11 protein-coding genes are annotated in these 15,598 nt (G+C 57.9%); 5 read left to right on the forward strand and 6 right to left on the reverse strand.

From position 1 onward, the window contains the following. Positions 1-182: 182 nt before the first annotated feature. From hmsP to Electrica_RS01120, 3 genes are all read left to right on the forward strand, one after another. Entirely contained in the window at positions 183-2,192 is a 2,010-nt protein-coding gene (gene hmsP / locus Electrica_RS01110; protein WP_131049198.1) for a biofilm formation regulator HmsP, read from the forward strand. A 156-nt stretch (positions 2,193-2,348) separates the two neighbouring features. After that, positions 2,349-3,635: a dicarboxylate/amino acid:cation symporter gene (locus Electrica_RS01115; protein WP_141963129.1), complete on the forward strand. Its 1,287-nt coding sequence runs from the start codon at positions 2,349-2,351 to the stop codon at positions 3,633-3,635. Between the two features lie 220 nt (positions 3,636-3,855). Next, positions 3,856-5,349 carry a M16 family metallopeptidase gene (locus Electrica_RS01120; RefSeq protein ID WP_131049197.1) on the forward strand — a complete coding sequence of 498 codons (1,494 nt, stop codon included), beginning with the start codon at positions 3,856-3,858 and terminating at the stop codon, positions 5,347-5,349. A gap of 54 nt (positions 5,350-5,403) precedes the next feature. Here Electrica_RS01120 and kdgK read toward each other — a convergent pair whose 3' ends face one another. Next, complete coding sequence (kdgK, locus tag Electrica_RS01125) at positions 5,404-6,333, reverse strand: 2-dehydro-3-deoxygluconokinase (protein ID WP_141963131.1); 930 nt, start codon at positions 6,331-6,333, stop codon at positions 5,404-5,406. Positions 6,334-6,527: 194 nt separating this feature from the next. On the opposite strand from kdgK, the gene Electrica_RS01135 reads away from it, so the two are divergent. After that, entirely contained in the window at positions 6,528-8,579 is a 2,052-nt protein-coding gene (locus tag Electrica_RS01135; RefSeq protein ID WP_141963133.1) for an AsmA family protein, read from the forward strand. Between the two features lie 44 nt (positions 8,580-8,623). Here the strand turns inward: Electrica_RS01135 and Electrica_RS01140 are convergent, their stop codons facing one another. The 3 genes from Electrica_RS01140 to Electrica_RS01150 all read right to left on the reverse strand — a co-directional run bounded on the left by Electrica_RS01140 (position 8,624) and on the right by Electrica_RS01150 (position 12,254). Continuing rightward, on the reverse strand, positions 8,624-9,946 hold the full coding sequence (locus Electrica_RS01140; protein ID WP_100683005.1) for an MFS transporter: 1,323 nt from the start codon (positions 9,944-9,946) through the stop codon (positions 8,624-8,626). Between the two features lie 269 nt (positions 9,947-10,215). After that, entirely contained in the window at positions 10,216-11,247 is a 1,032-nt protein-coding gene (yhjD, locus tag Electrica_RS01145) for an inner membrane protein YhjD (RefSeq protein ID WP_100683006.1), read from the reverse strand. Between the two features lie 107 nt (positions 11,248-11,354). Further along, positions 11,355-12,254: a LysR family transcriptional regulator gene (locus Electrica_RS01150; protein WP_131049194.1), complete on the reverse strand. Its 900-nt coding sequence runs from the start codon at positions 12,252-12,254 to the stop codon at positions 11,355-11,357. Positions 12,255-12,373: 119 nt separating this feature from the next. Here Electrica_RS01150 and Electrica_RS01155 point away from each other — a divergent pair, with 119 nt between their 5' ends. Further along, positions 12,374-13,132, forward strand: a complete 759-nt coding sequence (locus Electrica_RS01155; RefSeq protein WP_141963144.1) for an SDR family NAD(P)-dependent oxidoreductase — start codon at positions 12,374-12,376, stop codon at positions 13,130-13,132. 42 nt (positions 13,133-13,174) lie between these two features. Here Electrica_RS01155 and Electrica_RS01160 read toward each other — a convergent pair whose 3' ends face one another. Together Electrica_RS01160 and Electrica_RS01165 are read right to left on the reverse strand one after the other, a co-directional pair. Next, a complete protein-coding gene (locus tag Electrica_RS01160; protein ID WP_131049192.1) occupies positions 13,175-13,714 on the reverse strand; it encodes a GNAT family N-acetyltransferase in 540 nt (179 codons plus the stop codon). 68 nt (positions 13,715-13,782) lie between these two features. Then, the gene (locus Electrica_RS01165) at positions 13,783-15,435 is read right to left on the reverse strand and encodes an alpha,alpha-trehalase (protein ID WP_141963146.1); all 1,653 of its coding nucleotides are present in this window, start codon (positions 15,433-15,435) and stop codon (positions 13,783-13,785) included. Between the last annotated feature and the right edge of the window lie 163 nt (positions 15,436-15,598).

Genomic DNA, 15,598 nt, shown 5'->3' on the forward strand with positions numbered 1-15,598 from the left:
GACAGACCGATACAGTCGCCTGACCCCGGTAAGGGGTCAGCGGCAATCCGGGAAAATAACCCGCAGAGAAGCGTCACGCCTTGCGGACGTGGGCGAAGGATTTGAGTATATAATCAGCCTGAAAACGACCGGTGTTGATGGAATGAAACCGGGTAGGCGTTAAGTATCAGTGGAGAACCCAGTTGCGCGTCAGCCGCTCACTTACAATTAAACAGATGGCGATGGTCGCGGGCGTGTCCATGGCGTTTGTATTGGTGTTTTGTTCTATTTTGCTGTTTCACTTTGTGCAACAGAGTCGCTTCATTACGGCCACGCAATTAGAAAGTATCGCTCGTTCCGTTCGCGAACCCCTGTCGGCGGCTATCCTGAAAGCGGATATCCCCGAGGCGGAAGCCATTCTGGGGCGTATTCAGCCTGCTGGTATTGTCAGCCGGGCCGATGTGGTGTTGCCCAACCAATTTCAGGCGCTGCGGATGCGTTTTATTCCGGAGCGTCCGGTACCGGTGATGGTCACCCGCATTTTCGAGCTCCCGGTACAGATCTCGCTGCCGGTTTACTCGCTGGAAAGGCCCGCCAACCCGCAGCCGATCGCCTATCTGGTGCTGCAGGCGGACTCCTGGCAGACCTACAAATTCGTCATGAGCGTACTTTCTACGTTAGTGACTGCTTACTTCTTGCTGGTGCTTGTTCTGACGGTGGCTATCACATGGTGTATCAACCGTCTGATCGTCCGCCCGTTGCGCAAGCTGGCTCGTGAGCTCGATGACGTCGCCCCGCAGGACCGGCTCGGGCACCAGCTGACGCTGCCGCGTCTGCACCATGATGATGAAATTGGCCTGCTGGTGCGCAGTTATAACCGGAATCAGCAGACCCTGCTGCGCCAGCACGATGAACTGACGTTACAGTCCACCCGCTTCCCGGTATCCGAGCTGCCGAATAAGGCCTTTTTGATGGCTCTGCTGGAGCAAACCGTCGCCCGGCCGCAAAGTGCGGCGTTGCTGGTTATCGCCTGCGAAACATTGCAGGATACCGCGGGGGTGCTGAAAGAGACCCAGCGCGAGATCCTGCTGCTGACGCTGGTGGAGAAGCTGCGGGGGATTATCCCGTCGCGGATGGTGCTGGCCCAGATTAGCGGCTATGACTTCGCGATTCTGGCCCACGGGATGAGCGAGCCGTGGCACGCGGTGACATTAAGTAAGCAAGTGCTCACTGTCATAAATGAACGGCTGCCGTTGCAGGGGATCCAGCTGCGCCCCTGCGCCAGCGTGGGTATTGCGATGTTTAACGGCGAGCTGAGTGCGGAACAGCTCTATCGCCGGGCATTTTCTGCCGCCACCGCCGCGCGGCACAAAGGTAAAAACCAGATTGAATTCTTCGATCCGGCCCAGATGGAAAAAGCCCAGCGTCGGCTGATGGAAGAACACGACATCCTCACCGCGCTGGATAATCATCAGTTCGCAATCTGGCTCCAGCCGCAGGTTGATGCCGCCAGCGGCGAGGTCTGCGGCGCGGAAGTGCTGCTGCGGCAACGCCAGCCTGACGGTAGCTGGTTGCTCCCTGCGGATCTGACTGAACGCATTGAAGCCTGCGGGCTGATGGTGCCGGTGGGTTACTGGGTGATGGAAGAAGCCTGTCGTCAGCTGGCCGCATGGCAAAGCCTGGGCATCATGTTGCCGCTGTCGGTGAACGTTTCGCTGCTGCAGTTGCTGCACCACGATCGCGGCACCGGGATGCTGACGTTACTCGATCGCTATCGCATCGCGCCTGGGACGCTGGTGCTGGAGATGACGGAAAGCCGCCATCTGGACGACCCGCAGACGGTGGCGGCGCTGCTGCGTCCGCTGCATGAGGCCGGCGTGCGGATCGCGCTGGATGATTTTGGCATGGGTTACGCCGGTCTGCGTCAGCTCCAGCATATGCAATCGCTGCCGGTCGATATTCTGAAAATCGATAAAGCGTTTATTGATATGTTGCCCGAGGATACCCGCATGGTTCCGGCGATTATCCAGCTGGCGCGCGGTCTTAATCTGCGCATCGTGGCGCAAGGGGTCGAAAAGGCGCCGCAGTATCACTGGTTGCAGGCGGCCGGCGTGGATGTCGTCCAGGGGGGCCTGTTTGGTTGCGCCTTGTCGCAGGAATCCTTTATGACGCAGTTCCTGCGAGGCAAGGATGAAGCGGGTGCAAGCTTGTAACGCGAGTGCGAACTTGTGCGTGTCAGCTCAAAGTTTTTAACAATTCCGTTGCACTTTTACGCTTAGTTATTTCTGAAATGTTTACAGGGTGTTACTTTTAAGCCACAGATAGCCCATACCCCTTCAGGATCTGTGGTTTTACCCAAAGGACACCCTATGAAAACCTCTCTCTTCAAAAGCCTCTATGTGCAGGTTTTGTCGGCCATTGCGATCGGTATTCTGCTGGGCCATTTCTACCCGGAACTGGGCGCGCAGATGAAACCTCTCGGCGATGCCTTCGTTAAACTGATAAAAATGGTTATCGCGCCGGTTATTTTCTGTACGGTTGTGACCGGCATTGCCGGGATGGAAAGTATGAAAGCCGTCGGTCGTACCGGGGCGGTAGCGCTACTCTATTTCGAAGTGGTCAGTACCATTGCGCTGATTATCGGCCTGATTATCGTTAACGTGGTGCAACCCGGCGCTGGCATGAACGTCGATCCGGCGACCCTCGATGCGAAGGCCGTGGCGATCTACGCCGAGCAGGCAAAAGATCAGGGCATTGTCGCCTTCCTGCTGGATATTATCCCCGGCAGCGTGATTGGCGCTTTCGCCAGCGGTAATATCCTGCAGGTGCTGATGTTTGCCGTGCTGTTCGGTTTTGCGCTGCATCGCCTCGGCAGCAAAGGCCAGCTCATTTTTAACGTCATCGAAAGTTTCTCACAGGTGATCTTCGGCATCATCAACATGATTATGCGCCTTGCGCCAATCGGTGCTTTCGGGGCCATGGCCTTCACCATCGGGAAATACGGTGTCGGCACCCTGGTGCAACTGGGTCAGCTGATCGTCTGTTTCTATATCACCTGTATCCTGTTCGTGGTGGTGGTACTGGGTTCTATCGCCCGGGTGACCGGGTTCAGCATTTTCAAGTTCATCCGCTACATCCGTGAAGAGCTGCTGATTGTTCTTGGCACCTCTTCGTCCGAATCGGCGCTGCCGCGTATGCTGGACAAAATGGAGAAGCTGGGCTGTCGTAAATCGGTCGTGGGGTTGGTCATTCCAACCGGCTACTCCTTTAACCTTGACGGCACCTCGATCTATCTGACGATGGCGGCGGTCTTTATCGCTCAGGCGACGAACAGCCATATGGATATTTTCCACCAGATTACCCTGCTGGTTGTGCTGCTGCTCTCCTCAAAAGGAGCGGCGGGGGTAACGGGAAGCGGCTTTATCGTTCTGGCGGCAACGATTTCTGCGGTCGGGCATTTGCCGGTTGCCGGGCTGGCGCTCATCCTCGGGATTGACCGCTTTATGTCAGAAGCCCGCGCATTGACCAACCTGGTGGGCAACGGCGTGGCGACTATCGTGGTGGCAAAATGGGTGAAAGAGCTGGACAGCAAGCAGCTGGACGATGTCCTGAATAACCGCGAGCCAGCCAACAAATCGCACGAATTATCCTCTTAAATCCTTCTGTTAGGCCCGTTGTCCTTGCTGGACTCCGGGCTCCTGCGCATAATTAGGTATCATTCCCCGAGGCAGGGGAATGATACTAAATGATTATTTTACGTCTCCGTGCGACATTTTTATCTCCGCGTGGTCTAACCGACGTACTTTGCTCACCATCTTTTTTGGCAGCCCGTGCGCGGGTTGCTTTTGTAACCAGGAATGTTCATCAGGGGTTCACATGCAGGGCACAAAAATTCGACTGTTAACGGGTGGTTTGCTGATGATGGCAGCAGCCGGTTATGTGCAAGCAGAAGCGCTCCAGCCGGACCCGGCCTGGCAACAGGGGACTCTCGCTAATGGACTTCAGTGGCAGGTTTTAGCCACGCCGCAGCGCCCTAGCGATCGTATTGAAGTCCGTCTGTTCGTCAATATTGGCTCGCTGAGTGAAAGCACTCAGCAGAGCGGCTTTAGCCACTTTATCCCTCGTCTGGCGCTGACCCAGAGCGGCAGTCTGCCGACAATGCAGGCGCGTTCGCTATGGCAGCAAAGCATCGACCCCAACCGTCCGATGCCGCCCGCGATTGTCTCGTATAACTACACCATGTTTAATCTTAGCCTGCCGAATAACCGCAATGATCTGCTGAAAGAGGCGTTGAACTGGCTGTCGGATACCAGCGGCAAGCTGGTCGTGACGCCGGAATCGGTGAACCATGCCCTGCTGGGGGAAGACATGGTGGCGACCTGGCCGCTGGACACCAAAGATGGCTGGTGGCGCTATCGTCTGAAAGGCTCCACGATGCTGGGCCATGATCCTGGCGCCGCGCTGAAAAAACCGGTCGATATCGCGCAGCTGAAGGCGTTCTACCAGAAATGGTATACCCCGGACGCCATGACGCTGATCGTGGTGGGTAATGTCGACAGCCGCGGCGTGGCAGAGCAGATCAACAAGACCTTCGGCGAGCTGAAAGGCAAACGCGAAACGCCGGCGGCGGTGCCGACGCTGGCGCCGCTCCCGACCAGGCCTGTGAGCATCATGACCAGGACGGTGCGTCAGGACAAGCTGTCGATCATGTGGGATTCCCCGTGGCAGCCGATTCGCGACTCGGTGGCCCTGCAGCGCTACTGGCGTGACGACCTGGCGCGCGAAGCGCTGTTCTGGCATGTGCAACAGAGCCTGAGCAGGAGCAACGCCAAAGACGTGAACCTCGGCTTTGATTGCCGGGTGCTGTATCAGCGCGCCCAGTGCGCCATTAATATTGAATCCCCGGGCAACAAACTCAACGCAAACCTGACCACCGTCTCCCGCGAGCTGGCGAAGGTACGTGATAACGGCTTGCCGGAAGAAGAGTTTGATGCGCTGATTGCGCAGAAAAGCCTGGAGCTGCAAAAGCTGTTTGCCACCTATGCGCGCACCGATACCGACATTCTGATTAGCCAGCGTATCCGTTCGTTGCAAAACCAGGTGGTGGATATCGCGCCGGAGCAGTATCAGAAGCTGCGTCAGGAGTTTCTGGACTCTCTGACCGCGGACATGCTGAACCAGTATCTGCGCCAGCAGCTGTCGCAGGATATGGCGCTGGTGCTGCAACAGCCGCAGGGTGAGCCGGAATACAATATGAAGGATCTGAAGGCGACATGGGAAAGGCTGATGGCGCCAGCTCCGGCTGCGGCAACCAGCGGCGGCGCGGCTGAAGCGCGTAACGACGCTTCGGATATTCCCCCAGCGCAGTAAGTCGTTCACGGCCCGGAAATGTCTCCGGGCCGTGGCGTGAAGCCCCTTCCGGGATTACTGCGGCATCGCGTCGCGCGGGATAATCGCCCCACGATACTGAATGACCGTGCTGGCCGTCAGGTGGCCGCGTCTGGCGGCAGACTCCGCATCGCCACCGGTCAGACGCACCGCCAGATAGCCGGCGCTAAACGAATCGCCCGCCGCGGTGGTATCCACTACGCGCTCTTTTGCCAGCTTCACGGCCGGTACCTCCAGCAGCGGCTGCCCGGCGATCGCCACCAGGCATGAATCCGCGCCGCGCTTGACCACCACCTCTTGCACACCTGCGGCATGAGTACGGGCAATTACCTCCTCGACCGGCTTTTCACCCCACAGCGCATCTTCGTCATCCAGCGTCAGGAAGGCGATATCGGTGCAGGCCAGCATGTGTTGATAGACCTGGCGGGTCTCTTGCTGGCTGGCCCACAGACGTGGACGGTAGTTATTATCAAAAATGACCTTCCCGCCGTTGGCGCGGCATGCGCCCAGCAGCGTCAGCAGCTTGTTACGGCTGGCCGGGCTGAGGATAGCCAGGCTGATTCCGCTGAGATAGAGATAGTCAAAGGTGGCCAGCTCTTCGCAGATTGCGTCAGCCTGCTCGCTCTCCAGCCAGAATTTTGCCGCTGCCTCGTTGCGCCAGTAGTAAAACGTGCGCTCGCCGGTATCGTCGGTTTCGATGTAGTACAGGCCGGGTAAACGATCGGCCATGCGTTGAATCAGGGTGGTGTGGACGTTCTCTTGCTGCCAGGCGTCCAGCATCTGCTGGCTGAATCCATCCGTACCCAGCGCGGTAACGTAGTGGACGGCGAGCGCGTCGGCGTCGGTCTGACGCGCAATATAGACGGAAGTGTTTAAGGTATCGCCGCCAAATCCGCGGTTTACCGCCGCGTTTTTCTCTGACAGCTCAATCATACATTCGCCAATGACGGCAATTTTTTTAGACATAATCATGACCTGAGATGGAATCGAATGAGCGCTAGTGTGCGCCGGGCTGTTTTTATGGTCAATTATATTAAAACAATGTTCCATTATTTTTTTGACCTGACGCGTGGAATGTGACGAAAAGCGCATTTGTCAGAGCAAGATGGGCTTTTCGACTATATTCAGGACTGACGAGACGCAAAAGGAGCGGAGAGGGAATGACCAGAACCCGTAAAACGATTGCCATTATCTCGGGAACGATACTCGTCGCGATCGTTCTGTTGTTCATCGTGCTGGCGACTTTTGACTGGAATCGCCTGAAACCGGCGATCAACCAGAAGGTCTCAGCCGAGCTGAATCGTCCGTTCGCGATTCGCGGCGACCTCGGCGTTGTCTGGGCGCGCCAGCCTGATGAGCGCGGCTGGCGGCGCTGGATCCCCTGGCCGCACGTCCATGCCGAAGATATCGTCCTCGGCAACCCGCCGGCTATCCCTCAGGTCACCATGGTGCATCTGCCGCGGGTCGAAGCCACCCTGGCGCCGCTGGCATTGCTTACCAGAACCGTTTATCTGCCGTGGATTAAGCTGGAACAGCCCGATGCCCGCCTGATCCGGTTGTCGGAAAAAAACAATAACTGGACCTTTACGCTGGCCTCCGACGCCGCTGCTACCGAACGGCCCGCCTCTTCCGGCTGGTCTTTGCGCCTGGATAATATTCTGTTCGATCGCGCGCGGATCGCCATTGATGACAAGGTGACGCGTGCGGATATCACGATCCAGGTCGATCCGCTCGGCAAGCCGCTGCCCTTCAGCGAGGTCAGCGGTGAGAAGGGCAAAGAGGGGGCGCCAGCAGCCGGAGACTATATTTTTGGCCTGCAGGCGAAGGGGACCTATCACGGGCAGCTGCTTCAGGGCAGCGGTAAAATCGGCGGTATGCTGGCGCTGCGCAGCGAGGGGCAACCGTTCCCGCTGCAGGGGGACTTTCGCTCCGGCAGTACCCGGGTCGCCTTTAGCGGCACGGTCAGCGATCCCCTCAATCTCGGGGGCGTGGATCTGCGCTTGCAGTTCTCCGGGGCGTCGCTGCGCGACCTGTACGAGCTGACCGGGGTGGTGCTGCCGGATACGCCGGCCTTCTCGACCGACGGCCACCTGCGAGCCACTTTCCAGGGGGCGAACGGCGCGCGTTTCGCCTACCGTGATTTTAACGGTCGTATTGGCGAGAGTGATATCCACGGTTCCTTAACCTACAGTACCGGCAAACCGCGGCCGAAGCTGGAGGGCGATGTCGCTTCACAACAGCTGCGGCTGGCGGATCTCGGCCCGCTCATTGGCGTGAATGCGGGCACAAAAGCTGCCGCAAGCGAGCAGCGTAAAGGCACGGCTTCGCCGCAGCCTGCCGGGAAAGTGCTGCCGTACGATCGCTTTGACACCGATAAATGGCAGCTGATGGACGCCGATGTACGCTTTAAGGGCGGGCGGATTGAGCACGGCGGCACCTTGCCAATTAGCGACCTTTCTACCCATGTGTTGCTTGAACGGGGCGATCTGCGCCTGCAGCCGCTGCGCTTTGGCCTGGCGAACGGCACCATTGCCGGCAGCGTCCATCTGCAGGGCAATAAAAAACCGCTGCAGGGAGAAGCCAGTCTGCAGGCGCGGCGTCTGAAGCTGAAGGCCCTGATGCCGAAAGTCGAGATGATGCAGAAGACGCTCGGGGAGATGAATGGCGACGTACAGCTACGTGGGAGCGGTAACTCGGTGGCGGCGCTGTTGGGCAACAGCAACGGCAATCTGAAGCTGCTGATGAACGACGGTCTGATTAGCCGTAACCTGATGGAAATCCTCGGCCTGAACGTCGGTAACTATGTTATCGGGCAGATATTTGGCGATGATGAGGTCCGGGTGAACTGCGCGGCGGCGAACATCAATGTGACGAACGGCGTGGCGCGGCCGCAGATTTTTGCCTTTGATACCGAAAATGCGCTGATTAACGTCACCGGCACCGCCAGCTTCGCTACGGAACAGCTCGACCTGACCATCGACCCGGAGAGTAAGGGGGTGCGTATTATTACCCTACGCTCTCCGCTGTACGTGCGCGGGACCTTTCAATCGCCGAATGCCGGAGTGAAGGCTGGCCCGCTGATTGCGCGCGGCGCGGTAGCGGCGGCGCTGGCAACATTAGTCACGCCGGCGGCAGCGCTGCTGGCGCTGGTATCGCCAGCGCAAGGGGATGCGAATCAGTGTCGGGAGATTTTAGCGCAGATGAAAAAGTAAAGCGTAAGAAGCGTACCCGGCGCATCGCGCCGGGCAGCAAGGGACTACAGCGACTGATGGCGAGTTTCGTGGGTCAACAGCAGCGCAATCAGCGTCAGCCCGGCCATGGCCGCGAGGTAGAGGCCGACCGCCATCAGGCCATAATTACCCTGTAGCCAGGCGGCAATATACGGCGCGACGGAGGCGCCGAGAATCGACGACACGTTATACGAGAACGATGCGCCGGTGTAGCGAACTTCCGTCGGAAACAGCTCCGGCAGCAGCGCGCCCATCGGACCGAAGGTCAGCCCCATCAGGCTCAGGCCCAGCAGCAGGAAGGCGAAGACGAGCGCCGGCTGGCCGGAGCCCAGCAGCGGTTTAAAAGCGAACAGCGCAAAGAGGATGATCAGCGAGGTAATCACGATCATGCTCTTACGGCGACCAAACGCATCGGCCAGCAGACCCGCCACCGGCACCATCACGCCGAAGCCAATCACCGCCATCATCAGCATCCACAGCACTTCATTACGCGGCAGGCCGAGACCCACCGGCGCAGCGCCGGTACTGAAGGTCATGGAATAGACGGTCATGATATAGAACAGGGTATAGGTCGCCAGCATGATAAAGGTACCGAGGACGGTGACGCGCACATGCTTTGTCAGCAGGGTACCCAGCGGGATTTTGACCTGTTTCTTCGCGGCGGCGATTTTGGCGAACACCGGCGTCTCGTGTAGCGACACGCGTACATACAGCCCGATAATCACCAGTACGGCGGAGAAGATAAACGGTACGCGCCAGCCCCATGCCATAAACTGCTCGTCGGTCAGCAGCCAGGAGAGCAGCAGGAAGGTGCCGTTGGCGAAGAAGAAGCCGATTGGCGCGCCCAACTGCGGGAAAGAACCGTACAGCGCGCGCTTGCGCGGCGGGGCGTTTTCGGTCGCCAGCAGCGCCGCGCCGCCCCATTCACCGCCCAGCCCCAGACCCTGGCCGAAGCGCGCCAGCGCCAGCAGCATCGGCGCAAGAATACCAATGCTCTCGTAACCGGGCAGCAGGCCGATAACCACCGTGGAGATCCCCATAGTCAGCAGCGAAGCGACCAGCGTGACCTTACGGCCGACGCGATCGCCGAAGTGGCCGAATAAGGCGGAACCAATCGGACGGGCAATGAAGGCAATGGCGAACGTCGCCAGCGACTGTAGCGTGGCTGCGGCCGGGTCACCCTGCGGGAAGAAAATATGCGGGAAGACGATCACCGCGGCGGTGGCATAGATATAAAAGTCGAAGAACTCAATGGCGGTGCCGATGAGGGAGGCGACGACGACTTTATTGCGCGAGTTAACCGGAGCGGTTTCCTGGGTCTTGTCGAGTGTGCTGGCTGTGGCTTGCATAGATCTTTCTTATTTTTAGCGAACGAAAGGCCATATAGCCACAGCAAAAGGGACATTTCAATCTGTAACAGAGCGCGCGAGAGGCGAAAAAATGGTCAAAAAGCGGATAATTTGCGTGCCGGAAAAATAACTTCTATGAAATGCTTCACATAAATAAAATTATAGTAGATAAAACCAGTATTTAGTTAAATAAAAGTTACATATTGGATTTATCTGCTGAAATGATGATTCGGGCTGAATTTTGTCCCTTTCTTCAGCCCGATACGGCATCAATCGTGGACTTTGCCCGGCATGCGACGGTCATCCTTGTAGTCGGCCGTGGCTATCCACGCCGCGCAGAACAGCGTCAGGCGGGCGAAAAAATAGAAGAAGGCCATCAGGCCTAATACGGAGCCAAAGGCGGCGCCGGAAGGCGATTTCACCAGCGCGGGCAGTGTCCAGGTCATGATCATTTTTATGATTTCAAAACCGATAGCCGCAATCAGGGTACCGCGAATCAGCGCTTTGCGCCGCGGGCGGTGGCGCGGCAGACGCCAGAAGATCCAGAAAAACAGCAAATAGTTGGCGAAGATGGAGATAGCGAGGCCGATCAGTCGCCAGGCCGGTTGCAACCATTCAATATTATCGAGATAGAGCGCGGAGATGATCATCTGCTGCGCGGAACCGGCGACGGAGGTTATCGATAACGTCACCACCAGCGCCACCAGCAGGCCGATCAACGAGATAAAATCGCGGAAGTATTTCATCCAGATCTTTTCCTGGTCCTGCGGCGCTCGCTCCCAGACATCGCGCGACTGGGCGCGAATCGCCTCCCGCAGGTTGCCCATCCAGTTAATACCGGAATAGAGCGCGACCAGCAGACCGACCAGGCCAACGGCGGTACGTTGCTGGATGGCGGTATTAATGGTGTTTTTAAGGGTGGCGGCCAGCGTGGGGTCGCTGACATTCAGCAGGATTTTATCGAAAATATCCTGCAGCAGCGTCGGGTGCCAGGCCAGCACAAAACCGGCGGCGGCGAAGGAGACCATCAGAATCGGGATCATCGACAGAAACGAGAAGTAGGTGATGGCCGCGCCGAACTGGTTTCCCATCCTGTCGTTAAAGCGTTCGGCGGCGCGCAGCAGGTGCGCAATAATCGGGTTCCGCTGGACTTTTTCTGCTGTTCCGGTGACGGTTTTTAACGCCTGATTCGCCTTCTGCGCTACGGCAGAGTCGTTGATGGCGGCCAGTGGGCTTTTGCTTTTTTCCGGCGGCTGGCCCGGATCCTGGGTCGGGCGTTTGGCGTCGTTTTCCGATGTCATGAGTAATTTCTTCCTTTCTTTACAGCGAGATTCTTCAAAATTATATACGTAAAATCCTTCATAGACCTGCGAAGCGTCCAGACGCCGTCGGTAAAGGGCGGCATCGCTTAATCGACGTACTCTTTCATCACGCTCCCCAGCCACTCCATGAACAGATGTACCCGGCGGGAAAGGTTGCGTCGGTGCGGATAGATTAACGATACCGGCAGCGGTTCCGCGCGGTACTGCGGCAGGATGTCAATCAGCTCGCCGGTACGCAGCGCCTCGCGGACGCCGGTGCGCGGAACCTGGATAATGCCCAGCCCGGCCAGGCAGGCGGCCTGATAGGTTTCCGTGCTGTTAACGGTGAGCGTACCGCCGGTTTTCACCCACTGGACGACGCCATCTCTCATCACCTCAAACCCCAGCGGGCGGGCGCCGGGAGTACTGGCATAGTGGATCAGGGCGTGATCGGCCAGATCGTCGAGCGTGGTCGGGTAGCCGAAGCGTGATAAATAGTGCGGGCTGGCGCAGTTAATTTGCGTCAGCTTACCCAGCGGGCGGGCGATCAGGCCGGAGTCTTTCAGCGTACCGACGCGCACCACGCAGTCAAATCCCTCGCGAATCACATCCACCAGCCGGTCGCTACTGCTCAGCTCCAGCTCGATACCCGGGTACTGCTGCAAAAAAGCCGGCAGGCGCGGAATGATCAGTTTCCTCGCCAGTCCGACCGGCATATCCACCCGCAGGCGACCGCTGATGGTCGCCGGATCGTGCTGAAACATGCCGTCCAGTTCATCGAGGTTGCTGAGCAGGTCCCTGGCGCGTTCGTAATAGACCATTCCGTCCTGGGTGAGCTGTACCCGGCGCGTGGTGCGGTGCAGCAGGCGCACGCCGAGATGGTTTTCCAGCGCCTGAACCTGGCGCGAGACGCTCCCTTTCGGCAGGCTTAAGGTTTCGGCGGCGCGGGAAAAACTCTCCAGCTCCGCGACGCGGATGAACAGCTGCATTGCGTGAATTTTATCCATACCGAAACTCTATTATTGTTAATACTGGAACAGTAAAACGTAATTTAGCGCATTTATTGTTTTACTGGCAGCTAATAAGCTCTTTAACCAGACAAACGCAACTGAGAAGGGGCTTTCTGATGACACAACGTATCGCTTTAGTGACCGGCGGCAGCCGTGGACTGGGAAAAAATGCAGCGCTGAAGCTGGCAGAGAAGGGAACCGATATTATTCTCACCTGGCACAGCAACCCGCAGGCTGCCCAGCAAGTGGTGGATGAAATTGAGCAACAAGGGGTAAAAGCGGCGGCATTGGCATTGAACGTCGGTGATACGGCGAGCTTTGACACTTTCGCGCAGAATGTGGCTCAGCTGCTGCAACAGCGCTGGCAGCGCGACACCTTTGATTATTTATTAAACAACGCCGGAATCGGTTTAAACGTCCCCTTTGCTGAGACCAGCGAAGCACAATTTGATGAGCTGATGAACATTCAGTTTAAAGGCCCGTTCTTCCTGACCCAGCGCCTGCTGCCGCTTCTGGCGGATAAGGGACGTATCCTTAACGTGTCGAGCGGGCTGGCCCGTTTCGCGCTGCCGGGCTATGCCGCCTATGCGGCGATGAAAGGGGCGATGGAGGTGTTGACCCGCTATCAGGCGAAGGAGCTGGGCGCGTGCGGGATTTCGGTCAACATTATCGCGCCAGGGGCGATAGAAACCGATTTTGGCGGCGGAATGGTGCGCGATAATGCTCAGGTTAATCAGCATATTGCGGCGCAAACGGCGCTGGGACGGGTCGGGTTGCCAGATGATATCGGCGATGCGATTGCGGCATTGTTGAGCGATGACCTGAGATGGATGAACGCGCAGCGCGTGGAAGTTTCCGGCGGCATGTTCCTGTAATCGTAACCGCCTCTCCCGCTGCGAAGAGGCGTTGCGTCCCGCTTATAGGTTCAGCGTGTGATAATCGCGACGCAGCAGGCCAAACAGCCAGTCATTATGCCAGCGTCCGTTCAGCCAGTAGCATTCGCGCAGCTCACCCTCCTGCAGGAAACCGGTTTTCTGCAGCAGATTTCGCGACGCTAAGTTTCCGGCGGTGACCGTGGCGGTCAGTCTACGCACGCCTCCGGTGCTGAAGGCAAAATCACAGAGCGCGCGCAGGGATTCATAACCATAGCCGCATCCCTGCGCGGTCGGAGTAAATAAAAAACCCACTTCGGCACAACCGCCTTCATGGTGCTGGTAGCCGGTCAGCCCCAGCGGTATGCGGGTTACCCTGTCGCGCACGACCAGGCTCAGCCACTGTTTTGCCCCTGGCGACCACGGTAAAATACGCGAATCGAAGGCCTCGCGTATTTCAGACAGCGGGCGTGAATCGGCGATATACAGCATCACCTGCGGATCTCTTTGCAGAGCGAGAAAAAAAGACCAGTCCTCCTGCTTCAGCTGTGAACAGTGCAGCCGTGGCGTAAGCAATTCGGTCATGAAAACAATTCCTGCGAAGTGAGATGCTATGACCATAGCAGGACATGAATGGTCGGAACAGCACCTGGTTATAAGGGTTCCCCGTACAGTCCTATCAGCCGACGCGCCACGCCGTTGGTCCAGCCGAAGCCATCCTGTAACGGATATTCGCCGCCGCCGCCTTCGTGGGCCACCCCGCCGGCGATATGATACTTCTCAATCAGCTTATGGTGCTGCTTGTAAAAATGGTTCACCGTTTGCAGCCAGCTGTGGGCAATTTCGTCGCCGAGCGGGTCCTGGCCGTACAGTTTAAACCCCTGGATCGCCATCCACTGTAGCGGCGCCCAGCCGTTGGGCTTATCCCATTGTTCGCCGCTGTCATATTCGGTGGCCATGATGCCGCCGGGGGTCAGCAGACGAGCACGTACCGCATCGGCGAGCTGCTCTGCCTGTTGGTGCGTGGCCATGCCGACATACAGCGCGACGATGCTGGCGGCGGAGAAGAGCGCCTGCTGTTCGCGTCGCCAGTCGTAATCACGAAAACAGCCGCCCTCTTCATCCCATAAATAGCGGTTTACCGCTGACCGGCGATCGCTGGCCTTCTGGCGAAAAGCCGCTTCCGTTTCCCGGTCGCCTTTCAGGCCGGAAAGATTGGCGATGGTGTTTTCCAGTTTGAATAAAAAGGCGTTTAAATCGATCGGAATAAACTGGGTGGTACGGATGCTCGCCAGCCGGGTGATATCACGCAGCCAGCGGCTGGAATAGTCCCAGCCGGAGGCCGCGCCGGCGCGCAGGTCCCGGTACACTTCGTTGGCCGGGCGGCCCGAGTGTCTTGCCGTTTCGACATCTTCCCGCCACGATTCATCCCGCGGCGTATCGCGGTCGTCCCAGTAGCGATTGAGTAACGAGCCGTCCGGCATACGTACCGTGTGGCGATAGGCCTGGTTGGGGATCAATGAGTCAGCGCCGTCCATCCAGAACTGGTACTCCAGCTTCAGATGATCGAGGTAGCGCCGCGCACCGCGCACGCCATCCTCCTCAAACAGCTCTACCATCAGGGCAAACACCGGTGGCTGCGAGCGGCTGAGATAGTAGGTGCGGTTGCCGTTGGGAATATGGCCGTAGGTCTCAATCATCCACGCGAAGTTGTCCGCCATACATTTCAGCAGGTCTTCGCGGCCGCTTTCCGCCAGCCCCAGCATCGTGAAGTAGGAGTCCCAGTAGTAGGTTTCGCTAAAGCGTCCGCCGGGCACGATATAGGACTGCGGCAGCGCCAGCAGCGATGACCAGGGAATATGATCCTGCGGCTCGCGGGTGAGAACGGGCCAGAGGTTATCGATATGCTCTTTCAGCGATAGCCGGGGATCGGACACGTAGTCGTCAGTGCGGTTGTCCGGCATCCAGAAGTGCTCTTCAACAAACTGGCGCAGGTCGAATCCTGGCTGGTGCTTCACCCGCCGGTAGTGGATCAAGATATCCAGCGGATCCTGCTTTGGCGCGCAGTCGGGGAAGGTTTTGCTGTCGGCGAAGATCCGCGATTTCTGCACGTGGGTAAACAGTTCCAGATAGCGGTCGGCAGGCGTCAGAGCATCAGAGGCCGGCAGGCCTTCGATGATCTCCGGCTCCGGTTCGGCATCGAACATTTCATCCAGTTTTAACTCATACGGATCGGCTTCATAGCACAGATCGCGCTCGATCTTCGGTTTATCGCCATTATCGTTGCGTAATATCTGGCTGGACATCGTGATATGGACCTCCGGATCGCGTCAGTTCAGGGCGCCGGGCCTCTCCCGGCCTGACTATTAAGCGTAGTCACTCGCTTCGGTGTCTGGAAATAAAAGTGTGCGTCAGGTCACGATTTTTAACGGTGCATTGACGTGCCAGGATTATTAATTTATTGATTTT

It is taken from the genome of Klebsiella electrica (assembly GCF_006711645.1).
In the GTDB taxonomy this organism is placed as follows: Bacteria; Pseudomonadota; Gammaproteobacteria; order Enterobacterales; family Enterobacteriaceae; genus Klebsiella; species Klebsiella electrica.

Bases quoted from the DNA above. Each gene is read 5' to 3' on its own strand.
- Electrica_RS01165 (WP_141963146.1), bottom strand. From the start codon at position 15,435: ATGTCCAGCCAGATATTACGCAACGATAATGGCGATAAACCGAAGATC.
- Electrica_RS01135 (WP_141963133.1), top strand. From the start codon at position 6,528: ATGACCAGAACCCGTAAAACGATTGCCATTATCTCGGGAACGATACTC.
- Electrica_RS01160 (WP_131049192.1), bottom strand. From the start codon at position 13,714: ATGACCGAATTGCTTACGCCACGGCTGCACTGTTCACAGCTGAAGCAG.
- Electrica_RS01140 (WP_100683005.1), bottom strand. From the start codon at position 9,946: ATGCAAGCCACAGCCAGCACACTCGACAAGACCCAGGAAACCGCTCCG.
- Electrica_RS01120 (WP_131049197.1), top strand. From the start codon at position 3,856: ATGCAGGGCACAAAAATTCGACTGTTAACGGGTGGTTTGCTGATGATG.
- Electrica_RS01150 (WP_131049194.1), bottom strand. From the start codon at position 12,254: ATGGATAAAATTCACGCAATGCAGCTGTTCATCCGCGTCGCGGAGCTG.
- Electrica_RS01155 (WP_141963144.1), top strand. From the start codon at position 12,374: ATGACACAACGTATCGCTTTAGTGACCGGCGGCAGCCGTGGACTGGGA.
- Electrica_RS01115 (WP_141963129.1), top strand. From the start codon at position 2,349: ATGAAAACCTCTCTCTTCAAAAGCCTCTATGTGCAGGTTTTGTCGGCC.
- kdgK (WP_141963131.1), bottom strand. From the start codon at position 6,333: ATGTCTAAAAAAATTGCCGTCATTGGCGAATGTATGATTGAGCTGTCA.
- yhjD (WP_100683006.1), bottom strand. From the start codon at position 11,247: ATGACATCGGAAAACGACGCCAAACGCCCGACCCAGGATCCGGGCCAG.